This window comes from Streptomyces sp. NPDC005202, from assembly GCF_040608235.1.
Lineage (GTDB): Bacteria > Actinomycetota > Actinomycetes > Streptomycetales > Streptomycetaceae > Streptomyces.
Genome location: NZ_JBEXHW010000060.1, coordinates 1 through 22,762, shown reverse-complemented (window position 1 = coordinate 22,762; position 22,762 = coordinate 1). Strand labels below are relative to the sequence as shown.

At 69.1% G+C, this 22,762-nt stretch carries 20 protein-coding genes and 4 pseudogenes; 15 read left to right on the top strand and 9 right to left on the bottom strand.

The window, feature by feature from the left end; genetic code table 11:
* Positions 1 to 447: 447 nt before the first annotated feature.
* Positions 448 to 1,209: a transposase family protein gene (locus ABZV31_RS37015; RefSeq protein WP_355901228.1), complete on the bottom strand. Its 762-nt coding sequence runs from the start codon at positions 1,207 to 1,209 to the stop codon at positions 448 to 450.
* A gap of 761 nt (positions 1,210 to 1,970) precedes the next feature.
* Here ABZV31_RS37015 and ABZV31_RS37010 point away from each other — a divergent pair.
* The 4 genes and pseudogenes from ABZV31_RS37010 to ABZV31_RS36995 all read left to right on the top strand — a co-directional run bounded on the left by ABZV31_RS37010 (position 1,971) and on the right by ABZV31_RS36995 (position 7,410).
* The gene (locus ABZV31_RS37010; RefSeq protein WP_355901227.1) at positions 1,971 to 3,206 is read left to right on the top strand and encodes a S8 family serine peptidase; all 1,236 of its coding nucleotides are present in this window, start codon (positions 1,971 to 1,973) and stop codon (positions 3,204 to 3,206) included.
* Positions 3,203 to 3,451 carry a hypothetical protein gene (locus ABZV31_RS37005; RefSeq protein ID WP_355901226.1) on the top strand — a complete coding sequence of 83 codons (249 nt, stop codon included), beginning with the start codon at positions 3,203 to 3,205 and terminating at the stop codon, positions 3,449 to 3,451. The genes ABZV31_RS37010 and ABZV31_RS37005 overlap by 4 nt, the downstream gene beginning before the upstream one ends.
* A 775-nt stretch (positions 3,452 to 4,226) precedes the next feature.
* Positions 4,227 to 5,209, top strand: a pseudogene (locus tag ABZV31_RS37000) (IS630 family transposase).
* Between the two features lie 425 nt (positions 5,210 to 5,634).
* Entirely contained in the window at positions 5,635 to 7,410 is a 1,776-nt protein-coding gene (locus ABZV31_RS36995; RefSeq protein ID WP_355901225.1) for an L-lactate permease, read from the top strand.
* A gap of 306 nt (positions 7,411 to 7,716) precedes the next feature.
* Here the strand turns inward: ABZV31_RS36995 and ABZV31_RS36990 are convergent, their stop codons facing one another.
* Positions 7,717 to 8,031, bottom strand: coding sequence for an ATP-binding protein (locus ABZV31_RS36990; RefSeq protein WP_355901224.1), 315 nt, complete (start codon positions 8,029 to 8,031; stop codon positions 7,717 to 7,719).
* A 292-nt stretch (positions 8,032 to 8,323) separates the two neighbouring features.
* Here ABZV31_RS36990 and ABZV31_RS36985 point away from each other — a divergent pair, with 292 nt between their 5' ends.
* The 4 genes from ABZV31_RS36985 to ABZV31_RS36970 all read left to right on the top strand — a co-directional run bounded on the left by ABZV31_RS36985 (position 8,324) and on the right by ABZV31_RS36970 (position 10,158).
* A complete protein-coding gene (locus ABZV31_RS36985) occupies positions 8,324 to 8,608 on the top strand; it encodes a helix-turn-helix transcriptional regulator (protein ID WP_355901223.1) in 285 nt (94 codons plus the stop codon).
* Positions 8,598 to 9,059, top strand: coding sequence for a DUF5753 domain-containing protein (locus ABZV31_RS36980; RefSeq protein WP_355901222.1), 462 nt, complete (start codon positions 8,598 to 8,600; stop codon positions 9,057 to 9,059). The genes ABZV31_RS36985 and ABZV31_RS36980 overlap by 11 nt, the downstream gene beginning before the upstream one ends.
* 3 nt (positions 9,060 to 9,062) lie before the next feature.
* Positions 9,063 to 9,257, top strand: coding sequence for a DUF397 domain-containing protein (locus ABZV31_RS36975; protein WP_355901221.1), 195 nt, complete (start codon positions 9,063 to 9,065; stop codon positions 9,255 to 9,257).
* 142 nt (positions 9,258 to 9,399) lie between these two features.
* A complete protein-coding gene (locus tag ABZV31_RS36970; protein WP_355901220.1) occupies positions 9,400 to 10,158 on the top strand; it encodes a PP2C family serine/threonine-protein phosphatase in 759 nt (252 codons plus the stop codon).
* Positions 10,159 to 10,263: 105 nt separating this feature from the next.
* On the opposite strand, the gene ABZV31_RS36965 is transcribed toward ABZV31_RS36970, so the two are convergent.
* Together ABZV31_RS36965 and ABZV31_RS36960 are read right to left on the bottom strand one after the other, a co-directional pair.
* Positions 10,264 to 11,187, bottom strand: a complete 924-nt coding sequence (locus ABZV31_RS36965) for a CBS domain-containing protein (protein ID WP_355901219.1) — start codon at positions 11,185 to 11,187, stop codon at positions 10,264 to 10,266.
* Between the two features lie 160 nt (positions 11,188 to 11,347).
* Positions 11,348 to 12,490 carry a site-2 protease family protein gene (locus ABZV31_RS36960; protein ID WP_355901218.1) on the bottom strand — a complete coding sequence of 381 codons (1,143 nt, stop codon included), beginning with the start codon at positions 12,488 to 12,490 and terminating at the stop codon, positions 11,348 to 11,350.
* 821 nt (positions 12,491 to 13,311) lie between these two features.
* On the opposite strand from ABZV31_RS36960, the gene ABZV31_RS36955 reads away from it, so the two are divergent.
* A complete protein-coding gene (locus ABZV31_RS36955) occupies positions 13,312 to 13,725 on the top strand; it encodes an SET domain-containing protein-lysine N-methyltransferase (protein ID WP_355901217.1) in 414 nt (137 codons plus the stop codon).
* Here the strand turns inward: ABZV31_RS36955 and ABZV31_RS36950 are convergent.
* The gene (locus tag ABZV31_RS36950) at positions 13,634 to 13,936 is read right to left on the bottom strand and encodes a hypothetical protein (RefSeq protein WP_355901229.1); all 303 of its coding nucleotides are present in this window, start codon (positions 13,934 to 13,936) and stop codon (positions 13,634 to 13,636) included. The genes ABZV31_RS36955 and ABZV31_RS36950 overlap by 92 nt on opposite strands.
* A 408-nt stretch (positions 13,937 to 14,344) precedes the next feature.
* Between ABZV31_RS36950 and ABZV31_RS36945 the strand changes: the two genes are divergently transcribed.
* The 3 genes and pseudogenes from ABZV31_RS36945 (at position 14,345) to ABZV31_RS36935 (ending at position 17,371) form a co-directional block, all read left to right on the top strand.
* Positions 14,345 to 15,319: a transposase gene (locus tag ABZV31_RS36945; protein ID WP_355901216.1), complete on the top strand. Its 975-nt coding sequence runs from the start codon at positions 14,345 to 14,347 to the stop codon at positions 15,317 to 15,319.
* A gap of 302 nt (positions 15,320 to 15,621) precedes the next feature.
* Positions 15,622 to 16,209, top strand: a pseudogene (locus ABZV31_RS36940) (transposase); the annotation flags it as partial.
* A gap of 136 nt (positions 16,210 to 16,345) precedes the next feature.
* Positions 16,346 to 17,371, top strand: coding sequence for a 6-phosphofructokinase (locus ABZV31_RS36935; RefSeq protein ID WP_355901215.1), 1,026 nt, complete (start codon positions 16,346 to 16,348; stop codon positions 17,369 to 17,371).
* Positions 17,372 to 17,732: 361 nt separating this feature from the next.
* Here the strand turns inward: ABZV31_RS36935 and ABZV31_RS36930 are convergent.
* From ABZV31_RS36930 to ABZV31_RS36915, 4 genes and pseudogenes are all read right to left on the bottom strand, one after another.
* A pseudogene (locus tag ABZV31_RS36930) lies at positions 17,733 to 18,932 on the bottom strand (IS110 family transposase).
* A 122-nt stretch (positions 18,933 to 19,054) separates the two neighbouring features.
* A complete protein-coding gene (locus ABZV31_RS36925; RefSeq protein ID WP_355901214.1) occupies positions 19,055 to 19,759 on the bottom strand; it encodes a universal stress protein in 705 nt (234 codons plus the stop codon).
* Positions 19,760 to 19,840: 81 nt separating this feature from the next.
* Positions 19,841 to 19,948: pseudogene (locus tag ABZV31_RS36920) on the bottom strand (ATP-binding protein); the annotation flags it as partial.
* A 160-nt stretch (positions 19,949 to 20,108) separates the two neighbouring features.
* Positions 20,109 to 21,188, bottom strand: coding sequence for a hypothetical protein (locus tag ABZV31_RS36915; RefSeq protein WP_355901213.1), 1,080 nt, complete (start codon positions 21,186 to 21,188; stop codon positions 20,109 to 20,111).
* A gap of 442 nt (positions 21,189 to 21,630) precedes the next feature.
* Here ABZV31_RS36915 and ABZV31_RS36910 point away from each other — a divergent pair, with 442 nt between their 5' ends.
* Genes ABZV31_RS36910 through ABZV31_RS36900 form a run of 3 tightly spaced genes read left to right on the top strand, consistent with a single transcriptional unit; the run spans position 21,631 to position 22,668 of the window.
* Positions 21,631 to 21,843, top strand: coding sequence for a hypothetical protein (locus ABZV31_RS36910; RefSeq protein WP_355901212.1), 213 nt, complete (start codon positions 21,631 to 21,633; stop codon positions 21,841 to 21,843).
* A gap of 37 nt (positions 21,844 to 21,880) precedes the next feature.
* A complete protein-coding gene (locus ABZV31_RS36905) occupies positions 21,881 to 22,246 on the top strand; it encodes a hypothetical protein (protein WP_355901211.1) in 366 nt (121 codons plus the stop codon).
* Complete coding sequence (locus tag ABZV31_RS36900) at positions 22,243 to 22,668, top strand: hypothetical protein (protein WP_355901210.1); 426 nt, start codon at positions 22,243 to 22,245, stop codon at positions 22,666 to 22,668. Before ABZV31_RS36905 ends, ABZV31_RS36900 begins: the two co-directional genes overlap by 4 nt.
* Positions 22,669 to 22,762: the final 94 nt, after the last annotated feature.

Here is a 22,762-nt window from a genome sequence, read left to right as displayed (position 1 = left end):
CGACCCCCGCAACTACCTGGCCTTTCTCGGACTCGCCGCAGCCCTGTGCTGCTACAAGCGACTGCTCCGCCTCACCACATAGGACACGGTCTTAGGGCCAAAAGGGCTGGACGAGCGAGCGTGAAGCTCGCCTCGTGGCGTTCCGCTGGCTCCACCGCTACAACACCCCGGCATTCCCGACTCGGACAACGCAGCCCGATCGACTACGAGAACACCTTCCACACAACATCAACTACGCTGACTGGAGCCGCATAGACGTGTCCAGGATTCGGGGTCAGGCCCAGGAACCAAACATCAGCGGGTCAGGTGAACCGCCGAGGTTAAACAACAAGCTCAGTGCCAGGTGCTGCGCCTTTGGGCGACGGTCGAATCAGCAACATTGGCGTGCCCCGTTGCCTTACCGCGCCGAGAAGACCGCGACTGCGACACCCTTCCACTGAACCTTTTTCATCCTGACCGCCAGGCGATCTCGATGGCGTGAACCGCGGCCACGGTGCGTCCAATGCGGCTGGTGCTGCAGCGGGCCTTGCGGAGGATGCGCCACTGCTTGAGGCGGGCGAAAGCCCGTTCCCCCGGTGCGCGAAGGCGGGCGTGGTCGCGGTTGAACTGCCGGTACTGCTGCGGAAGATCGCGGCCCTTGTACGGGGTACGGACGGTACCGTGGGCCCCCTGGTAACCCTTGTCGGCCAGGACGAGGACCATGCGGGACAGGCACGCCTGGACGACCCCGTGCGCGCGGGCCGCGGTGATGTCGGCGGTCCGGCCGGGCAGCGCGCGGGAGAACCACAGCGCGGTGCCGTCCGGTGCGGCGATGACCTGCACGTTCATCCCGTGCCGCCTGTGCTTTTGCGAGCAGTAGGACTCATCCGCCTTCACGCGGTGGGTGGCGATCAGGGTGCCGTCCAGGATGACGAAGCCCTCCGTGGGCGGCTTCCGCAGGGCGTCTCGGAGCGTGGGCGCGTGCTCGGCGAGGAGGTCGACGGTCTCGGTGACGTAGCGGCCGGCCGTGGCGGTGGAGACACTGAAGCCCCTGCCGAGTTCGGCGAGCGTGGCGTTCGTGCGCAGGTGGACCAGGACCAGCAGGGCCTGCTGGAAACAAGTCAGACGACGCCAGCGCGAGCGCCGGTCACGCCTTCGGGCGTAGATCAGCCAGGAGACGTGCTCGACGATCTCGTGCGGGATGTCGAGCATGGCACGATAGGGGACCAACAAGGCTCCTGTGTCGAAGCGGTTGGCGAGTGGAATCACCAGCGCAACGGCCAGGAGCCCTGTCACGTCACGCGCTACCAGCACAGCCCGTCATCAGCCCTGCGCCCCAGGATGAGAAAGGCTCACTCAAAGAGCTGGATCGGTTGACACAGGAGCTCCGAGGGCCGTGGTATCGGAGGCTTACGCCCCAGAGGCGTTGGTTCAGGAAGGACTAAATTTTCTTTCTATTTCCTCCCTTAGTTGACGGATCTCTTGCGGTCTTCCCTCTCGGGTTAAGGAGCGGCGTTAGCCCGGCTTACGGAGTCCTTGGACGCTCAGGGAAACCGCGCGGCATCCCTCTCGTCATAATAGGAAAGTCTCCGCAGTCCGATTCCGAGGGGATTGACAGTTCGGAATGAACAGTGGCTTCTCCGGAAACACCGGGTGGCGGGTTCGGCGTTCTCCTGCCACGGGTGGCGGCGCCGTGTTGCGGGCCTCCGTGCCCAGTGCGACGGTGTGCGAGGGGGCAATGCCGACGGCCTAGCAGGGGACAGTCTTGCCTGGCGACGGCACTACGCGTCGATATACGACTGAACCGCGCCCCACCATCCTTGGCGCCTGACACTCCGTGAATCGATGCGCGTCCACGAACCGGCAGAAGCACACAGAAAGCGGGAATTTCAATGGCGAACGGACCCATGGACAGGCGCGCCTTTGGCGAGCAGCCCGATCGGCCCAATGGCCCCGTCACGGGCCAACGTACGGAGTACACCGGTCGGTACGTGGTCCTGCTCGACCCGAGTAACCAGGAGAGCGGACTGAACGCACTGCGTTCGTCCGCCGACATCGCGCCCGTCGAACGTGTCCGAGGAACCGAGGCCGCGAACGTCGCCGAACTCCTCGAGCGCCCCGACGTCTCGGTACTCTTCGAGGAACTCGGCGCCGCCGTCGTCGAGGTGCGGCCCGAGAAGCGCCACGCGCTGGTGACCACGGCCGAGGCGGAATCCTCGATCATCGCGGCGGAGCCGGAGCGCATGGTCTACGCCTTGCCGATCACCGCCCCGCAGCAGGCGCCGACCGAGTTCTTCCCGGCCTACCGCAGTGACGAGGAAGTGGTCGCCCGCCAGTCCCAGGCCGAAGCCGCCGCGTCCCAGGGCGCGGCCTGGGACGAGCAGAAGTGGACCTGGGGCCTGCAGGCGGTCCGGGCCAACCTGTCCGGACTGACCGGACGCGATGTGAAGATCGCCGTCCTCGACACCGGCGTGGACACCGACCACCCGGACCTGGCCGGGCGCATCGAGGCGACGGTCTCCTTCGTGCCCGGCGAGACCGTCGAGGACGGCAATGGCCACGGCACGCACTGCATCGGCACCGCTGCCGGTCCGGCCAACCCCCAGCAGGGGCCCCGCTACGGCGTGGCCTGCGACGCTCGGATCCTCGCGGCGAAGGTGCTCAGCAACGCGGGCAGCGGCACCGACGGCCAGATCCTGGCGGGCATGGCCTGGGCCGTCGCCCGCGGCACGCGGGTGATCTCCATGTCGCTCGGCGCGCCGGTCCGGCCGGGTGAGCTCTTCCCGCAGACGTACGAGATGCTGGCCCAGCGCGCGCTCGAGCGCGGGACGGTGATCGTCGCCGCTGCGGGCAACGACAGCGGTCGGCCCCCGCGCATCGAGCCCGTCAGCCGGCCCGCCAACTGCCCCTCCATCCTCGCGGTGGCCGCGCTCGACAAGGCGCTCACACCGTCGTTCTTCTCCAACGGCGGCATCAACGGCCAGGGCGGCGAGGTCAACATCGCCGCGCCCGGCAGGGATGTGCGCTCGGCTGCCCCTGGCGGCGGGTACCAGAACCTGAGCGGCACCAGCATGGCCACGCCGCACGTCGCGGGTGTCCTCGCGCTGCTCGCCCAGGCGAACCCCAACGCATCCGCGGCCGATCACATGGCCAGTCTGCTGTCCGGTGCGTTCCCGCTGACGCAGCCTGTCAGGGACGTCGGCTCAGGTCTGCTCCAGGCGCCGTGAGCGAGTCGTCCCAGTCCGCGCCGGTCGGGGTCATCCTCGCGGTCGACCCCGACCGGTTCGCGGAAGTGGTCGAGGCCTTGCGGCGGGCCGGGCTGACGGTCACGGGCGAGCAGCCGATCCTCGGCACGCTCTCCGGCACCGTCGTGGAGGACCGGATACCGGCCCTGGAGGCGGTCGACGGCGTCGAATCCGTCGACCGGGAGCGCACCATCCAACTCCCCCCGCCCGACTCCCCGATCCAGTGAGTCCGAGGAACGCCCCGGGCCTGAGTCCGGGGCGTCTCTCTCCCGGATGATCTCTCTCCAGCAACACCTTCCCGAACGGCCGAATCGTCACACCGATCACGCCCGACCAGCACCCCTCAACAAGATCGTCTTACGAGCTCTCATAGCGATTTCATGCCCAAGCCCCGGCCTTGGGCCTTGCCGTCGGACGGGTGACAGCCGGATCAGACCGATCAACATTCGCGACTTTTCGGGTATCTCTTTTCCGCTCATGCGTGAAAAGTTCAGCCAGAGGTATCACATGCATAGATTTCCGATCGTCTATATAAAAGGATACGTCGGGCTGGCGGCCGGTATCAACACCGCGGTGGACGACCCGTTTTACGGGCTCAACCGCGGTTCCACCCATGTGCGGGTGGGGGAGACGGCGATCTGCTCTTCTATCAGTTCCAGGGGTCTCTGCTGTGACTGATTACCGATGATAACTACGAGCTGCTGCAGGGGGACCAGCATCAATACCCTCTCGACGCTGCGGCTGGGACGGTGAAGCAGGAGTCGCTGTGGGTCTACCGGTTCTACGACCAGACATCGACCACCTTCACGCTGCCGCCCCATGAGAACGTCCTTGAGTGCGTCGTCAGGAAAGCGCACAGGAACACCACCGCCGAGGGATTCGACATTGAGTCCGATTTATATTGATCCGAAACGGTAGCGGTTCTGGGTCGTTGATCGCTGTGTGAGTGAACTGGTGGGGGACGCACAGCACTTGTCGCCGTCGGCGCAGGAAGCGTTGCGGATGCGGGCGGTGGCCGCGCTGGTCGAGGGCCGGGATCGCGAGGACGTCGCGGCGATGTTCAAGGTCTCGCTCAAGGCGGTGGACGGCTGGTGGGCGAAGTGGTTGGCCGGCGGGCGCGAGGCATTGGCGGCCCGTCCCCGCGGGCGGCGCGTTGGGGAGCATCAGGCGCTGTCGCAGGCCGAACAGCAGGCGGTGCGGCAGGCCATCCTCGAATACCAGCCGTGCGACCTGGGACTGGCCGGGCAACTGTGGACGCGCGGCCAGGTGGGCGAGCTCATCGCGAAGCTGTACCGGGTGCGCCTGACAGAGCAGGGGGTGGGCAAGCTCTGCGTCGCTGGGGCCTGTCGTTCCAGCGTCCGGACAAGCGGGCCGTCGAGCAGGACGCGGAATCGGTCCGCGTCTGGCGGGAGGAGACGTGGCCGGCGATCCAGGCGGAGGCGAAGGCCGAGGGCGGCGAGGTGCTCTTCGCCGACCAGGTCGGCATCCGCTCCGACCAGGTCACCGGCCGTACCTGGGGCGCCAGGGGGTGCACCCCCGTCGTGCGCCGCTCGGGCAACCGGTTCTCGGTGAACGCGATGTCCGCGATCAGCACGAAGGGCCGGATGCACTTCATGGTGTTCACCGAGACCTTCGACGCCGACGTGATGTGCCGCTTCCTGGACCGGCTCGCGGGCCACTTCACCCACAAGGTCCACCTCGTCCTGGACGGCCACTCCGCGCACCGCTCCCGCAAGGTCCGCGCCTGGCTCGCCGCCCACCCCGACCGGATCGAACTGCACTTCCTGCCGTCATACTCACCCGAGCTGAACCCCGACGAACTGGTCAACGCCGACCTCAAACGGAGTCTGCCCATGCACAGCCGGGCCCGTGACCAGGCTCAACTCGCCACCGAAACCCGCAGGTTCTTCCACCGGCGCCAACGCCAGCCGCACAACATCCGCGGCTACTTCGGCGGCCCCCACGTCCGATACATCCTCGAATAGAACCGATTGAGTTTCGGATCAATAAGGCAGTCGGTGGTGATGGCGTAGACGCGTTGTTCGAGGCAGGTTCTGGCGATGCGTCCGGCCTGGGCGGCGCATTCGGTTCCCGGATGCAGTTGACGCCGGTTCAGATGGCGAGGGGGTCGCCGAGGGTCCGTGTCCAGGGGGCTTTTCAGCTCAACAGGGCTCCCGAGGCCGTGGAAGAACCCAGCCGGGCGCCTGCCGAGGTCAGCGACCTCAACACCGCCGCCTGCACCTGACGTCACCACAGTTACGCTCCGTCGAGGCCCGGCCGCACCAGGAGGGCCGCTTCATCCCGACTCAGGCGCGGGCCGCCGAGGGTATCGACGCACGAGCACTTGTCTTACGAGACAACGAACCTCTTTACTGCTCCAGGCGGCGGGATCGCCGCTCCGGGAGGTTCCATGTACCGCCAGGTCCTCGACCCGCTGGCCGGCTCGTTGTACTGGTCCGCGTTGTGCGCGGCCGTACCCCTGCTGACCATGTTCGTGCTGCTCGGCGCCTTCCGGGTCAAGGCGCAGATCGCCGCGGTCGTCGCGCTGGTGCTCGCGCTCACCCTCGCCGTGCTCGTGTGGGACATGCCCGTGTCGCAGGCCCTCTCCGGCGCGGCCGAAGGCGGCTTCTACGGCTTGTTTCCGGTCCTCTGGATCCTGGTGAACGCACTGTGGATCTACCGGCTGACTGAGATCACGGGCTGGTTCGCGGTGTTGCGGCGGTCGTTTCGCACCGTCTCGTCCGACCAGCGGGTCCAAGGCATCCTGATCGCGTTCTGTTTCGGCGCGCTGATCGAGGCGCTGGCGGGCTTCGGTGCCCCGGTCGCCATCACGGCGGTCATGCTGGTCGCGGTCGGTGTCGCCCCGCTCAGGGCCGCAACCGTGGCGCTGGTGGCCAACACCGCGCCGGTCGCGTTCGGCAGCATGGCGGTGCCGCTGATCACGTTGGCCGGTGTGACGGGCCTGCCGCTCGACGATCTCGGTGCGATGGCCGGACGGCAGACCCCGCTGATTGCCGCCTTCATCCCGCTCGTGCTGGTGTTCCTGCTCGACGGGCGCCGGGGCGTCCGGGAGACCTGGCCGGCCGCAGTGGTCGCGGGCCTGGCCTTCGCGCTCGCCCAGTTCGTCTCCGCGAACTACGTCAGCGTCGAGGTCACCGACATCATCGCGGGCGTCGTCGCTCTCGTGACGGTCCTCGGCTTTCTGCGGGTCTGGCAGCCGGACGCGGTCCAGCCCGATGAGCCGGTGTCGGCCGTCACGGAGACGGCGGCCGTGGGTGCCGCCTCTCCGGGCGCCCTCGACGCAACAGGCCGCTCGGGTGGCGTGAGCGAAGGTAACGGATCGGGGCGGGAGGAAGGGCCGGGGCGGGGAAAAGGACCGGGGCGGGGAAAAGGACCGGGGCGGGAAGAAGCAGCAGGGCGGGAGGAAGAGCGTCTGGAGACGGGCGAGGGCAGCGCGCTCATGGCCTTCGCCCCGTACATCATCATCGTCGCCCTCTTCGCGCTCACCCAGATCGGCCCGGTCAAGGAGTGGCTGGCCGCCCACGGCGTCGTTCAGTTCACCTGGCCCGGTCTGCACGTCGAGTCCCCCACCGGCCAGCCCGCCGGAGCCATGACCTTCAAGCTGGAGCACCTGAAGGCCGCGGGCACCGTACTGCTGATCGCCGGCCTGCTCACGATGGCGCTCTACCGGGTGGGCCCCGGCCGGGCGGTGAGAGCATACGGCGCGACGCTGCACCAGCTGCGCTGGACCGTCGTCACGGTGACGTCCGTGCTCGCGCTGGCCTGGGTCATGAACCTCTCCGGCCAGACCGTGACCCTGGGTACCGCGCTGGCCCAGACCGGCACGGCGTTCGCCCTGTTCTCCCCGATCGTGGGATGGCTGGGAGTCGCGCTGACCGGCTCCGACACCTCGGCCAACTCGCTCTTCGGAGTGCTCCAGGTGACCGCGGCGCACCAGACCGGACTCAATCCGGTACTCCTCGCCGCCGCCAACTCCACCGGCGGCGTCCTCGGCAAGATGCTCTCGCCGCAGAACCTGGCCGTCGCCGCCGCGGCGATCGGCATGGCCGGCAGCGAGAGCACCATCTTCCGCAGGGTGCTCGGCTGGAGTCTCGGCCTGCTGGCCGGGTTCGCGCTGATCATCTATCTGCAGTCCACCCCGGTCCTGGGCTGGATGACCGTCTGACCGCCACAACCGTCCGCGAAGGGGACGACGACCATGCGCGTCGTCTGCGCCCCGGACAACGCCCGGACAACGCCCCGGACAACGCCCCGGACAACGCCCCGGACAAGCTGCCCGGTTCACTGGACACCACCACGCCGCTGCCGCGCTCGCCGCCGGGATCCGTGCGGCCTGCGGTACCCCGCCCGTTTCTTTCCGGCGTATTACGGGCCCGTGATCCGCACCGTGGCACACCGCACCTGCCGGGCGCCGCACCGCCCGTACCGGTGGGGCGCCGAGTGCCGCCGACTTCACTGCGGGCACGAACCGCTACGGCTTCACCGCGAGCAGGAACCACACCGTCTTTCCGATGCCGCAGGCCCGTGGTTCCGCGCCCCACTCGTCCGCGAGCGCGGCCACCAGGGTCAGACCGCGGCCGCCCGACTCGTCGTCCGGGCTCGGCCGGCGCGGCTGCGGGAGCGCCTCGTTCGCGTCCGTGACCGCGATGCGCAGACTGCCGTCCTCCAGGACGCAACGAGCCCGGATCTCACGCCCGGTGAGACTTTGGCGTGGCGGTACGCGTTCGTCACCAACTCGTTGAGCAGCAGCACCGCCGTCTCGGTCACGTCGCCGGGGATCGTCCACGACGCGGCCTGCTCGCGCAGGAGCGTTCGGGCCCGGCCCACGCTTCTCGCGTGACGCGGCAGGCGCCACTCCACGTCCCGGGGCTGGGCACCTGCGGCACCGTGCCCGGGGAGCCGGGGCGGGAGGGCGGGGGCGGAGTCGTCTCCGGGCATCGCCATGCGCTTGGGTCCTCGAGGGTGATTCTTCGTCAATTACCCGGCTGAGACTGCCGGTTCCCGCCTAGCCTCATCAGTCGCGACGCGGGTACAGAGCGTGGCTGTACCCGCTGTGACCTGGGGGAAGGGTGGGCGCGATGGCCGAGGGGAACTCCCAGCCGCCGATCGCATGGCGCTACTGCGGCAGCCAGATCAAGCACTGGCGCGCCGAGGCCGGCGTACGCCGTGAGGATCTCGCCAAGGAGGCCAACTACAACTACGAGTACGTCAAGTCCATGGCGAACGGCCGCCGCCGCCCCACGCTCCGGCTCCTCCAGGTCGCCGACCAGATGTGCCGGGCGAGCGGCAAGCTGGAGGCGACCAAGGGGTACCCTCAAGCCGGAGCCATTTCCGGCGCGTTCGCAGGAGTTCATGACCCTTGAGGCCGAGGCCATCGCCGTTCACTGGTACGAGCCCCTGCTCATCCCCGGCCTCTTGCAGACCGAGCAGTACGCGCGTGCGCTGATCAGCGGCAGTTGCCCTCCGCTCGACGACGAGACGGTGGAAGAGCGGGTACGGGCCCGGCTGGGACGACAGGAAGCGCTGACGTGCCGCACGCAGACGGTGTACGGCTTCGTCGTCTACGAGGCTGTCCTGCATACGCTGGTTGGAGGCCGGGAAGCCATGAAGGGTCAGCTCAGTCACCTTGTGCACGTTGGCGAGTTGCGGAACGTGTCGGTCCAGGTTCTGCGCTTCGGACAGTGCGCGGGCCTCGCACTCAACGGCTCCTTCGTACTCCTGGAAACCGTCGCTGACCGAAATGCATGGGATGATCCGCATGCAGGCTCTCAACACCGAGGAGTCGGCCGCGTTGATCAGGAAGTCGGCGGGTGAGCTATGAGTGATCGGCACGAATGGTTCAAGTCCAGCTACAGCGACAGCCAGGGCGGCGCCTGCCTCGAGGTGGCCCATACCGGCCCGCAGGACACCGTGCACGTACGCGACTCCAAGCTTCCGGCCCCGGGCCCCGAACTCACCGTCCCGGCCGACGCCTGGACCGCCTTCGTCGCCTACGCCGCGGGCAACGGCTGACGCGCCTTCCCCCGGCGACGGCACCGACCCTCGGGCCTTGGTCCAGGCTTCAGCAGCTCACGCGGCATCTGAAGCGGGCCTAGACTCGGAAACGTAGCCCGGCCGGGGTGCAGGCCGGTCGGCCGGAGGGCGGTGGCCTTCGGTGTCGTATGTCGCTGTGAGTGCGTTGAGCCATCCCGGGCTGCTGCGGGACAAGAACGAGGACAGCCTGGTCGTCGGGCCGTGGACGTTGTGTGCCACCGTCACCGAGAATCCGCAGACGCTGGTGTTTCCGCTGGGTACGCCCCTGGTCGTCGCGGTGGCCGACGGGCTCGGCGGGCACCCCGGCGGCGAGGTGGCCAGTGCGCTGGTCGTCCGCCGGCTCGCGTCGATCGGTCCCACCCTGAGCAGGGAGGACGCCGTCCGCGACGCCCTCGACTCCTGCAACCGCGCGGTCTACGCCGCTGCCGATGCCAAGGGCGGCGACGGAGGCAGTGAGCTCACGATGATGGGCACCACCGTCGCGGGCGCTGTCGTACTGCCCGAGTCGCTGCTGGCGTTCAACGTGGGCGACAGCCGGGTGTTCGCCGCACCGCGGGGCGGGCTGCGGCAGGTGAGCGTGGACGACAGCCCGCGGCCCGCGCCCGGGCGGCGCACCACCTCGCTGGTGACGCAGTGCCTCGGCGGCACCCCGCACTACCGTGCCGTCGTCCCTCATGTGACGGCCGCGTCGTTGTCGCCCGGTGACCGGTACCTCATCTGCACCGACGGTCTCACCGATCCGGTGCCGGACGACGCTGTCGACGGCCTCCTGCGCGAGTACGACGACGGCCGCGCCGCCTTCGAGCTGTGGAAGGCCGCCATCGCCGCGGGCGGGCCCGACAACATCACGCTCGCCGTCGTCCGCATCGCCGACGATTAGCTCCCAGCCGGTCCCCCGTTGACCGACGGTCCCTCGCTCAGCCTCCAGCCGGTCCCTCGCTGCCCGCCGGCCCCTCGCGCCCGGTGTCCGCGCCGGGCGGGCGCTTCACGGGACCGCCGTGCCCGTCGTGCGCCGGCGAGGCAGGAGGCCCGGCATCACCGGGTACGGGATCGGGGGCGGCGGGCCCGTCGGTTCCTCCCACGACGGGTGGCCCGCGATGGCCGCGACGATGTCGGCCGCGGTGACCAGGCCGATGAGGCGGCCCTGTTCTCCCATCACCGGCAGGGCGTCGCACCGGGTGTAGCGCATGAGGTTGGCTGCCTGGCCCACGGTCTGCTCGGCCTGAACGATCGCGGAACGGTGGCGCAGCAGATCGCCCACCCGCAGGCGGGACAGCGAGGAGGCCGGTGCCGCGCAGGCGACCGCCAGCTCGGCCCGGTTCAGCAGGCCGGCGCAGTGGCCGTCGGGGCGTACGACCGGAAGGTGACGGGCGCCGGAGCGCTCCATCAGCTCCCAGGCCATGAGGACCGTCTCGTCGAGAGCGATCGAGTAGACGGTGGTCCGCATGACGGTCGCGACCTTCTGCGTCGTCACCGGCGTCGTCGCCTGCGTCGCCGCACGGGCCCTCTCCGCCGCCACCTGGACCCTCTGCGTCATCGCCTGGGCCATCGCCTTCGCCGTCTGCGTCGCCGCCTTGACCGCCGCTGTTGCCGTGTCCTTCTGCGTCAGGGCTTCCGGGGCGGCCGTATCGTGCGGAGCGGCATCGTGCGGCGCGGCACGGTGCGCCTCGTGCAGGGCTGCCGCCTCCTGCGCCGCCGCGAGCACCTGAGCTGCCGCGAGTACCTGCGCCTCCGAGTCCTCCGTAGCCGCGTACTTCGCCGCCGAGTCCTCCGTAGCCGAGTCCTCCGTAGCCGCGTCCTCGGCTGCCGTTTCCCGCGCCGTCGCCTTCCGCGCCGCCGCCCCCTGTGCCGCCGCGTTCGTCGCCGTCGCCTCCGGCTCTCCGTCCGGCGGGTCCGGATGCTGCTTCATGGTTTTCTCCTGAGGGCTCTCCTTGAGGCTCTTCTCGGGGTTTTCCTCGGGGTTCTCGTCGGGGCTCTTCTCGGGGCTCTTCTCAGGGTTCTCCTCGGGGCTCTCTCCTCCCGCCGGGCGGGCCCGCGAGCCACGGCCAGTGCCGACTGTGCCCCGGTCATCAGCCGACGCGCAGCCGCGTCGCGGTATTCGACAGCCACGTCACCGTACGGCTGATGTCCGACAGCGAGACGATGCCGACCAGCCGGCCGTCCTCCACGACCAGGGCCCGGTTCTCGGCACCGGGCTCCATGCGCGGCAACAGGTCCGCAAGAGGGTCGTCCGGGCCCACGACAGTGATCTGTGACAGCGGCGCCATCACCTCGCCCACCGTCACCGCGCCGCTCTGGTCCCCCGGCACCTTCCGGGCGCGGTCCAGCGTCATCAGCCCGAGCGGGGCGCCGTCGTCGGTGGTCACCGGGAACGCCGAGTGCCGGTAGCGGTACTGCGGGTCCTTCAGGAAGGCCGCGACCGTCGGGCCGGCGGGCACGGTGAGCGGGTCCGGAGTCATGGCGTTGCGGACCGGAATGCCGGCGAGTACCTGGCGCACCTGCGCCTGCTGGCCCTCCGCGGTGGCGGCCGCGACGAGGAACCAGCCGATGAGCGCGGGCCAGAGCGCGCTCAGCGTGCCGCTCCGCATGAACCAGACCAGCCCCAGTGCCACGAGCATCCATCCGAAGACCCGTCCCGCCGCGGTCGCCCGGACGGTCGCCCGCAGCCGGTCTCCCGTACGCCACCACAGGTAGGCACGCAGCAGCCGGCCGCCGTCGAGGGGTGCGGCCGGGATGGCGTTGAAGACCCCGAGCAGCACATTGATCCCGGCCAGCCACGCCGCGACCTCGACCACGAGCCCGGGCGCGGAGGACAGGCCGAGCAGCCAGGTGGCGAGCACGAAGAATCCTCCGAGGAGGATGCTCACGAGCGGGCCCACGCCCGCGATCTTCAGCTCGGCGGACGGGCTGGACGCCTCGGACTTCAGCCGGGCCGCTCCGCCGAGCAACCACAGGACGATGTCGTCCACGTCGACGCCGTTGCGCCGTGCCACCACGGCGTGGGCCAGTTCGTGGGCGAGGAGCGAGGCGAAGAAGACAACCGCCGCGGCGAGGCCGGCCGCCCAGTAGACCCCCTGGGGCAGGCCCGGGTACGCCTGCGGCAGGCGGCCCTGTGCCAGGCCCAGGGCGATGAGGACGAAGATGAAGAGCACGCTCCAGTGGACCCCGACCCGGACCCCCGCGATCCGTCCCAGAACGAAGGTCGCCCGCACAGCGTCCTCCCTGCTCGAGGCGCGCGTTCTCGCGCGTTTCCCGTACCGTCACTTTCCAGTGAAAACCCGTCGGGCCCTTCCGTACAGGGCCGACCGGGCCGGTCCCTCACACCTGGGCAAACCCGGTACCAGGCAGCCTTGCGACAACCGCCAAGCGCATCCCCTTGCCCGAGTTCAGCCGCCTGCGAGGCACCCGGCACCGGGGTGTGTGCATGTGCGCACCCCATCGCCCTGGGGTCCCTCCAGGCACGCCCTCCAGGCACGCCCTCCAGGCACGCCCTTCAGGCACCGGGGGCGGAACAACGCCCATAGCGGCCCGGTACGCCCCCACCGAACCTCTGGCTGAACCGCCGGCCCCGTACCCGCGTACCACTCCCCGAGACGGCGAGATTCCGCGCCACGCATGAGGAGGCCCAGTGTCGACACCCGCCGCGGGGCCGGACATTGTCACCCGAACGGTGGCACGTCCACTCGCGGCCTCGATCTGCCGGATTCGCAGAGCCGCGAGGCGGGGACGGGACGGCCCGCAGGCAGCCGCCCGGGAAAGCTTCCCGGGTGGCTTGGAATGCTCAGGCCGGTATCCGCCTGGTGTGCGGGAGGCTGGTGCGGTTGTGTGTCGTGTACCTGCGCTCTGGTAGAGCTCCGGTGTCGCCCCGGCGGCTCGACCTGCCGCTCCGGCCTCGCGCAGTGCTCCGCCCGACCGACCGAAGGGCTTTTTCATGAACCGTGAATACTCTGCAGTTCCGCTGCCGACTGCGCTGGGGGCGACGGTCCGGGGCCCGGGGGTAGAGCTTCGGGAATCCGCGGGCAAAGGGGCCGGGGTGTTCGCCACGCGCCCTTTCCGGTCGGGAGAGCTAGTTCTGGCCGGTGTCATCGAGGCCGAGCTCGACCGCAACGATGCCCACGCCTCCCAGATCAGCTGGAATCGCTTCGTCCGGCACGGCGGTCTGATGCCAAAGGTGAACCACTCATGCGACCCGAACTGCGGCATCGGGCTCAACGCGTCCGGGGCTCATGACCTGCTCGCCCGCCGCCCCATCATGACCGGCCAGGAGATCACCTTTGACTACGCGATGCGCAACTACACCATTGAGCACTTCCCGGCTCGGTGCCGGTGCGGGACAGTCCTGTGCCGCGGCCGGATCACCGGCTGGAAGGACCTGCCCGCCGATCGCAGGTACGCCTACCGGGGCTTCGTCGCTCCCTACCTCCTCGACGGTCCGACAGGTCCATGAGGAGGGCAACCGGAGTGCGGCCCCGGAGTGAGGCCGACATGCCTCGGGACTCGGTTGGCTGCGCGGGCCGAGGCAGCACGGGTGTGGCCGTAGCCTCGGCGAGCGCGGTTCGACCGCCCATCAGTTCCGGGACGTACTTGTAGATGGTGTTGCGGGAGACGCCGAGGAGCTTCGCGATCGAGGCGACGGTGTTCTCGGGGCGGGTGAGCAGGTCGCGGGCGTGCCGGACTTTGCTCGTCCGTCATGGCTGGCGGCGGCCGAGCCGGGCGCCGCGGGCGCGGGCGGCGTCCAGGCCCTCGCCGCCCGGTCCTTGTGGTCCGGGCGGGATCCGGGGGCTTGCCACCGCGTGATGCTGGATCAATGCCACGAAGTTAAGAGCTCAGCGGCGGTGTCAAGCGTGGGCGGGATGCGGGCCTCTGCTATCCAGGGGATCGACCAAGATCTTCCTGAGAAAGCAGAGGCCCAGTGGCTCAGTCTGTCACGGGCGGAACCGATGACGTGTTCGCGCCTGGTCATATCGGTGAGTTAACGCAGGTCATCCCGCCCGAGTTGGTGGATGCGGTACTGGACGAGAGCGGGGCTCGCGAGCGACGACTGAAGCCTTCCCTCTCACGTCGGGGTGTACTTCGTGCTCGCGCTCGGGCTGTTCGAGCATCTGGGCGCCGGGCTGGTGTGGGGCAAGCTTGTGGCCGGACTGGCCGCCAGAGTGCCGCAACCGCCGGAGAAGGCACTTCGCGATCTGCGTCGGCGGGTCGGCGTGGCCCCGCTCAAGCGGCTGTTCGACGTGCTGGCCGGCCCGCTGGCCCAGCCGTCCACACCCGGAGTGCGCTACCGCCGCTGGCGTACGGTCGCCTTCGACGGCTGCGGGAGCCTGTCCGTCCCCGACCACGAGCGCAACCGGTCCTGGCCCGGCCGCGTCGAACGCCGCTACGGGCCGGGGGGCTACCCCCGGCTGATGCTCATGACCTTGTGCGAAACCGGCACCCGCGGCCTGATCGGAGCTGTCTTCGGTCCCGCCACCAAGGGCGAGACCGACTACGCCCACGACCTGGTCGGCCACCTGACCTCGGACATGCTTCTCCTGGCGGACCGTGCCTTCGACAGCAACGAACTGCTGGCAGACATCGCAGCTCAGGGGGCTCAGTTCCTGATACGCGCCACAAGCGTCCGACGCCCGCCGGTGCTGGCGCTGCTGCCCGACGGCTCATACCTGACCCGGATCGGGGGCCTCCCGCTCCGGGTGATCGAGGCCGAGGTCCGCTCCCGCACCGCTGACGGCGGCGTCTTCGGCGGCACCTACCGCCTGCTGACCACGCTCGGCGACCACCGCACCGCCGACCACCTGGTGCGTCTCTACCACGAGCGCTGGGAAATCGAGATCACCTACCTGGCGCTCCGTCACACCCTGCTCAAAGGCCGAATATTACGTTCGAAGGACCCGGCGGGCCTCATCCAGGAGATGTGGGGACTACTCACCCTCTACCAGGCCCTGCGCTCGGTCATGGTGACCGCGGTGGAAACAATATCTGGCTGCGACCCCGATCGGGCCGGCTTCACCATCGCTCTGGAGGCCGCCCGCGACACGGTCGTCTGAGGTTGTCCCTTGAGCGTGGACACCCCTGACAATCGGATCGAGGGATCCGGGAGGGGAAGTCCAGATGGGACGTCGCGTTCCACAGGGCGGCATTGCCTCCCCGGTCCTGTCCAACATCTACCTGCACAAGCTGGACAGTTTCATCGAGAACGTACTCATCCCGGAATACATCCGAGGTGCCCGACGGGCATCGAACCCGAAATACCACAGGGTCTACTACGCGATGCGCAGAGCCCGCGAACGCGGCGATGAAGCCACGTTCCGTGAACTGCGCCAGCGGCTGCGTGACCTGCCGAGCACGGTCCGCCGCCGACCACATCGACGCCGCCCGCCTGGCCCTGGCCCAGCTACCGAAGAAGTACCGGCGCGGGCACCGCACCCTGATCCGCACCGATTCCGGCGGCGGCACCCACGAGTTTGTGGCCTGGCTCGCCCAGCGCGGGCGCTGGCTGTCGTACTCGGTCGGCATGACCATCACCGATGCCATCCACCAAGCCGTCCTCAAGGTGCCGGCCTCCGCCTGGATGCCCGCATTCGAACCGGACGGCGAGATCCGCGACGGTGCCTGGACCGCCGAACTCGACTGGAACGTCCTCAAGGACTGGCCAAGAGGGATTCGGCTGATCGTTCGCAAGGAACGCCCGCCCCCCGGCGCGCAGTTGCGCCTCACCGACGCCGACGGGATGCGGCTCACCGCGTTTGCCACCAACACCAAGCACACCCCGATCGCCCTGCTGGAGTTGCGGCACCGCCAGCGGGCCCGCGCCGAGGACCGCATCCGCGCCGCCCGCGACTCCGGCCTGCGCAATCTGCCCCTGCACGGCTTCGCACAGAACCAGATCTGGCTGGAGATCGTGCAGCTCGCGCTCGACCTGCTGGCCTGGATGCCTTGCGAGGGTCCGTGGAGTGGTCACTGCGGATCGAATGGGGGGAGGCTGGAGGGAGATGATCCTTGCCCCCCGACGGCGGCTTCGATCGCCGAGAGGACCGCGACCGGGTGGGGTGACCGGCGGAAGGGAGGAAGCCATGAAGGTGGGAGTCATGACCGGCGGCGGTGACTGTCCCGGCCTCAACGCCGTGATCCGCAGCATCGTCCGCAAGGGCATCCAGGAGTACGCCTTCGACTTCGTCGGACTGCGAGACGGCTGGCTCGGTGCGCTCCAGGGCAATGTCGTGCCGCTGGACATCTCCAGTGTGCGCGGGATCCTCCCCCGCGGCGGAACCATCCTCGGCTCCTCCCGCACCAACCCGCTCAGGCATGAGGACGGGGCGCGACGGGTGCGGGAGACCCTGGCCGCGCACGACGTGGGCGCACTCGTCGTGATCGGCGGCGAGGACACGCTCGGCGTGGCCACCGAGCTGAGCCGTCAGGGGCTCCATCTGGTCGGCGTGCCGAAGACCATCGACAACGACGTGTCCGGCACCGACTACACCTTCGGCTTCGACACCGCCGTCGGCATCGCCACCGAGGCCATCGACCGTCTCCACACCACTGCCGAGTCGCACATGCGCACCCTGGTGGTGGAGGTGATGGGGCGGCACTCCGGGTGGATCGCCCTGCACGCCGGCATCGCGGGCGGCGCCAACGCGATCCTCATCCCGGAGCGGCCGTTCGACATCGACCAGGTCTGTGAGCAGGTGGAGAGCCGATTCAAGATCAACTACGCCCCGATCGTCGTGGTGGCCGAAGGGGCCGTCCCCAAAGAGGGCCAGATGATCCTCAAGGACCAGACGGTGGACGAGTTCGGCCATGTGCGATTGTCCGGCATCGGCGAGTGGCTGGCCCAGGAGATCTCGCAACGCACCGGCAAGGATGCCCGCACCACGGTCCTTGGGCACATCCAGCGCGGCGGCACGCCGAGCGCCTTCGACCGGTGGTTGGCCACACGCTTCGGGCTGCACGCCATCGATGCCGTGAAGGACGGTGACTTCGGCGTGATAGTGGCCTTGCGCGGCACGCAGATCATTCGTCTTCCCCTCGCCGACGCCACCGCGACGGCCAAGAGGGTCGACCCGTCGCTGTACGACGAGTTCGAGGTGTTCTTCGGCTGACCGCCTGGGCACGCCGCGGATCGCCGCCGGCCTGCCTGTCCGCCGTCAGCCGACGTGCGGCACCACCGCCACGGGCAGCGGGTGTGGTGCAGTCCGGCGTGGGCGACCGGCCGCAGGCAGCTCTCGGCCGCCTGCGGACCGGCGCGGCGACCCACGACGAGCAGGTCCGCTCCCCGAGATGTGTTCAAGAGCACTTCCGCAGGGTGAAGCAGCACGACATCGGTGCGGACCGTCACCCCCGGGTACTTCTCCTGCCACGCGCGCAACGCATCGGAGAGCCGCAGGACCTCCTGATCCTCCCACGTTGCGCGGTCCTCCTCGGTCACCACCAGCATCCGGGGGGGTGCCCCTATGGGTTTCGTCAACCCGTGGGGGCGGGTTGGGGGTCGTAGAAGGTGCCGTCGCGGAGCATCGCGAAGAGCACGTCGGCTCGTCGTCTCGCGAGGCAGAGGAGGGCTTGGGTGTGGTGCTTGCCCTGGCTGATCTTCTTGTCGCAGTAGGCCCGCGAGGCGGGGTCGGCCAGGCGGCGAACGCGGACAGGAAGAAGGCCCGTTTGAGCTGCTTTTTGCCTCTGCGGGAGGGCTGTTCACCGCGGATGGAGGAGCCCGAACTCCTGGTCGCCGGGGCGAGTCCGGCGTAGGAGGCCAGATGTCCGGCGGTGGGGAAGGTGCTGCCGTCGCCGACGTCGATGAGGATGCGTGCTCCGGTCCTGACCCCGATCCCCGGCATGGAGGTCAGGACCTTCGAAAGAGGGTGGTCCTCCAGCAGTTCCTCGATTCGGGTGGCGAGGAGTTTGGCTGGTCAAGCACGGATTTCAGTTGATCGGCGAGGCTGGGGACGATCAGGGCCGCGGCGTCGGTTCCGGGCACGCCGACGGTTTGTTCGTCGAGTGCCGTGAAGGTGTCGTCGACCAGGCGCTAGGCCATCCGCGGGGCCTTGGCCCGTATCAGATTGACCAGCCGACGGCGTCCCGCCTTCCTCAGCTGGGCGGGAGAGCCGAACCTTTGGAGATCAGCAGCACCGCCGGGTGCTGGATCCGCGGGCCCAGCACCCGCTCCAGCGACGGATGGATCTGGGTGAGCAGACCGCGAAGCCGGTTGCTGATGCGGGTCGCTTCACCGGCGAGATCGTCGTCGAAGCCGACGATCATCTCCAGCTCGGCGATCGTCTCGTCGGCGAGCTCGATGGACCGCAACGTGTGCGGCATGGCGCGGGCGGCGTCCGCGATGATGAACGCGTCGCGGGCGTCGGTCTTGGCCTCGCCGGGATAGAGGTCGGCGATTCGCCGCATGGTCAGGCTTGGCAGATAGGCGACCTTGCAGCCTGCATCACGGGCCACGGCCAGCGGCAGGGCACCAATCGAGGCGGGCTGGTCGACGACCACCAGCACGGTGCCGTGCTTGGCCTGCAGCTTGGCGAAGACCTCGCGCAGCTTCGGCTCGCTGTTGGGCAGCCGCTTGTCGAGTGCCTTCTTCCCTGCCGGGGTCAGCGCGGTGGCGTGGTGCTCGCCTTTGCCGACGTCCGGGCCGAGGAAGGCGCCGATGTCGCTGGTGTCGATCACGTGCGTCCCTCGGTCGTACCCGTCCCGGCCTCACCTGCGGCACCAGCTGCCGGCATCCACATTACGAAGAGCCTCCCAACCTCCCCCGGAGGGAGTCGGTGGTCATGCCCCTAATCAGCGGTCTACCAGTGGCCCGGTGACACCACCCCCCAGATCATCGACGACAGGGGGACAAAGTCATGCCGGTCCCGGAGGCCGGGAACCCCGTTGCGGGGCCGAGGAAGACGGTAAGTGGGGGGACACGGCCTCGGCAGGGGAAGCCCATGCCTGGACCACCCGGAGACGTGCTCTGCGCACCTCAGCGGCCGAGAACGCGAAGTCCGCCGCCTCACTGACCGGGTGGTGCGCGTCGAACCCCACCACCACCTGGGCAGCGCCGCCCCGTGCGTCCCTTCTCCGAAGGCGCCGGCGGGACGTTCGGGCACCAACACGACGGGGCAGGCGGCTGCCGCCGCCACCCGCAGGGCCACTGAGCCGACCGCGAGACCGCCGAAACCGCCCGACCCCCGGGTGCCGACGACGAGGAGTCCGGCACGGCATGCCGCGGCAAGGAGTGCCGCGGCGGGGGCGCCGTCCGCATGCTCGCCTCGCACCTCGATGTCCGGGTGACGGGCGCTGAGGTCGGCGACCGCCCGCTGGAGCATTCGCTCGCCCACCTGATGCAGCGTGTCCACGGCCGGGGCCGGCACGGCGGTGCCCGGAAACGGTGGAGAGGCGTGCACGAGGCACAGTGGAACGCCACGCAGCGCTGCCTCCGGCGCCGCCCAGTCGGCTGCCGACAGACTCCGTGCGGACCCGTCGACACTCGCCAGCACAGGGTGATTCATGGTGTCCTCCTTCACCCGACGTGCACCTGTCGGCGTACGAGCTGAAGTGCAGAGGTGTGTACGGATGAACGTGCAGAGGTGTTAGGCGACTTCGGTCTCTCGCTCGATGGCCTTGAGGCGGTTCTTCAATCGGTAGCTGGGGCCGTTGATTGAGATCACTTCGCAGTGGTGCAGGAGGCGGTCGAGGATGCGCCCGCACCGGAGCGACTGCTCCGCCTGAGGGTCCGGCGGCCGTCGGCACCTCCCGGCGCGCGGCCCACCAATCGGCCCTACCAGCCCGCCCCCACCAACGTGACCTACCGCGTGGCCGACCCGGCGCTCACCCCTCAGTCTCCCGCGTTCAGTCCAGTCAGTAGCGCAGGAGAACGCCGATCCCGTCCTCCAAAGGCGTCTTCTCCCGGGCAACGACGATCAGTTCAGCACCGGTGGTAACGGCGGCGTACAGCAGGGCGGCGTCCGCGGGCTGCTTCTCGTGGCCGGTGGCACCGAAAGTTTGCAGGTCGGCGGCGGACAGGGCGATCTGGTCGGGGGCGGTACCGATACAGAGCGGGGGCCACTCCTCGGCGGGGTAGTTGACCACGAGGGCGTCGGCCTGGCCGCGTTGCAGGGCTGCGACGGTGGCGGACAGCCCCTCGCCAGCGGGATGACGGGCGCGCTGGGCGGCGAAGCTCTCCAGCCGGTCGCGGTCGTGGGCGGAGAGGCGGTCGCGGAAGAGGCCAGCAAGCTGGGGCTCGAGCAGGGCCCGGCCGGTCTCGACGTCCTGTCCGTTGCCGGGGACGGTGGCCACGCGGTTGCGTACCGGGGCGGGCAGGCGGTTGACCAGGACGCCGCGGGCCCAGGTGTCCCCGCAGACGACGAAGGTGTCGGCGTGGCCGAGGTCCATGAGGTGGGTCAGCTCGCCGGCGAGCCGCCCGGCCTCCTGGTGCCACTGGTGGATCGGTAGGCGCCGGTGGGTGAGGGCACGGGGGGCGACGGAGCTGCTCGGCCAGCGCCCGGTTTGCAGCTCTACCTGCAGGTCTCCGGAGGCGGTGTCGCTGTCCTTGGGTTCAACGCGAGTGAGGAGGGCGACGGCGTAGGGGATGTCAGGAGCATGCTGCAGCGCCAGGGGCATGGCGTCGGGAAGCAGGGCGTAGCCGGTCTTGTCCACGGGTGGAGGTTGCGGCAGCTCCTCGGTGAGGACCAGTTCGCCGTGGGTGACGAAGAGGGCCTGGCCGTGGCGGCCGGGCAGGTCGGCGTCGGTCCCGACCGCATCGGCGGAGGCGCCGGCGGTGGCCGGGTCGGCACCGAGTTCGATCAGGTCCGAGCGGGCGTGGCGCCGGCGCAGCTCGATCGCCTTGTCCGGGTCGTCGATGTCCCGGGAGGTGTCCACGTAGACGGAGGCGTACGGGCCCGGCCGGGCGTACAGGGAGTCGAGAAAATTCAGCCTCATGGGGATTGCTCCTTGCTCCGGTTCATGCGGCATCCCGGGCTGCTTCCCGGCAGTTCCTGCCCCGCAGTGAGGAGCCGCAGCGGCACCGACAGCCGAACACCGTTCGCGACTAGACGGCGGTCCGGCATCGCCACCACGAGCCGGAAGGCGGCACCGCTCAATGCCCTGCCAGGCGCCGCCTCAACTCATCCACACATAAGTCGCGATACCTGGTAGCGACGTCCTGGTAGTGGTCCTTCAGCGGCTCCGGCTGAAATTTTCTAGGATATAGGCGTTCATTTTCCCATGCCAGCGGGGCTGAGTCGTCCGCTCGCCCAGGTAGCCTCCCCAACACCTTGCGAGGCTTGCTACCGATGACGGACTCTGGTCGTAGTCGTCCATAGGCACGGGCCAAGTACACAGCTGCCCTACCTTGCTGCTCCTGCGGTCCGCGGGGGGCGAAATGAAAGTCAAACTGATCGAACAGGCTGCCAACGTGCTGTTCGGCGTCCCGGACGATGTACATGAGGAGATCATCACGCTCATCACTGCTGTGGCCCGGGCCCCGAAGCCACAGGCCCCGGAGCTGGCCGCAGCGTTCGGTGAATGGTGCTGGCTTGTCTACACCCGCCATGGTGACGTGATCGAAGTACTGGACGTCGGCTGCGCCCGGTGACGTCAGCTGCGCGTGGGGCCTTGCACTGTGGTCTGGCGTGCTGGGCCTGTACCTGGTCTTCCTCGGGACCGTGTTCAGCGGCATCTGGCTCGTACTCATCGGCTGGTTCGTGATCGCCTCAGCGACTGCGGAGAGCGGGCAGGCCACGCTCCGAGAATTCCTGCGGGGCGTCCCAGTGCGCGGGGCCATGACCGCCAACCCTCTCGTGGCCGCAGCCGACACCACCGTCGCCGGCTTCCTCGCCGACCCCGCCTTCCGCTACCGTCACTCGGCCTTCCCCGTCACCGACATAATGCCGTGGGGCGCCGACCGCATTTGGGGTGCCTCCCATCCGGTGCCGACAGGACGTCCCCGCTTATGGCCCCGCGGTGAAGCCGGAGCGAGCATGGAGGGGAGGGAATGACGATGGCGCGGATCCTCGTCAAGGGCGACGACCTCGTCGTACGTCTGTCGTGGTGGGAGAAGGCGGCCGCAGGCCGCGGCAATGTGCGCGTGCTACTGGCGGCGGTGTGCCGGGTGACGGTGGAACCCGACTGGTGGCGCGCCCTGCGCGGAGTCGCTCAGCGCGGCGTCTGGATTCCCGGTGCGATGTGCATCGGCACGCGGGGCCACCACGGCGGAAAGGATTTCGTGGCGGTGCGGCCCGGCAGGCCCGTGGTGTGCATCGAACTGTGGCCCACGGCTCCTTTCAGCCTGCTCGCTGTCTCCGTGCGGGACGACGCCGAGGCCACGGCACGATGGCTCTGCCGTCTGGCACCGAAGATCGACTCGTCCACCTGTTGGCGGCAGGCTATTCCCGTCCCTGAGGAGACAGACCATTCCTGAGAGGGCGTTTAGGTATTGCTTGTGCCACTAAGTCGCTTTTGCGGTCAGTGGCTTTTGGTGGGATTTACACTGTACGCGGCCGTTCGTACACCCC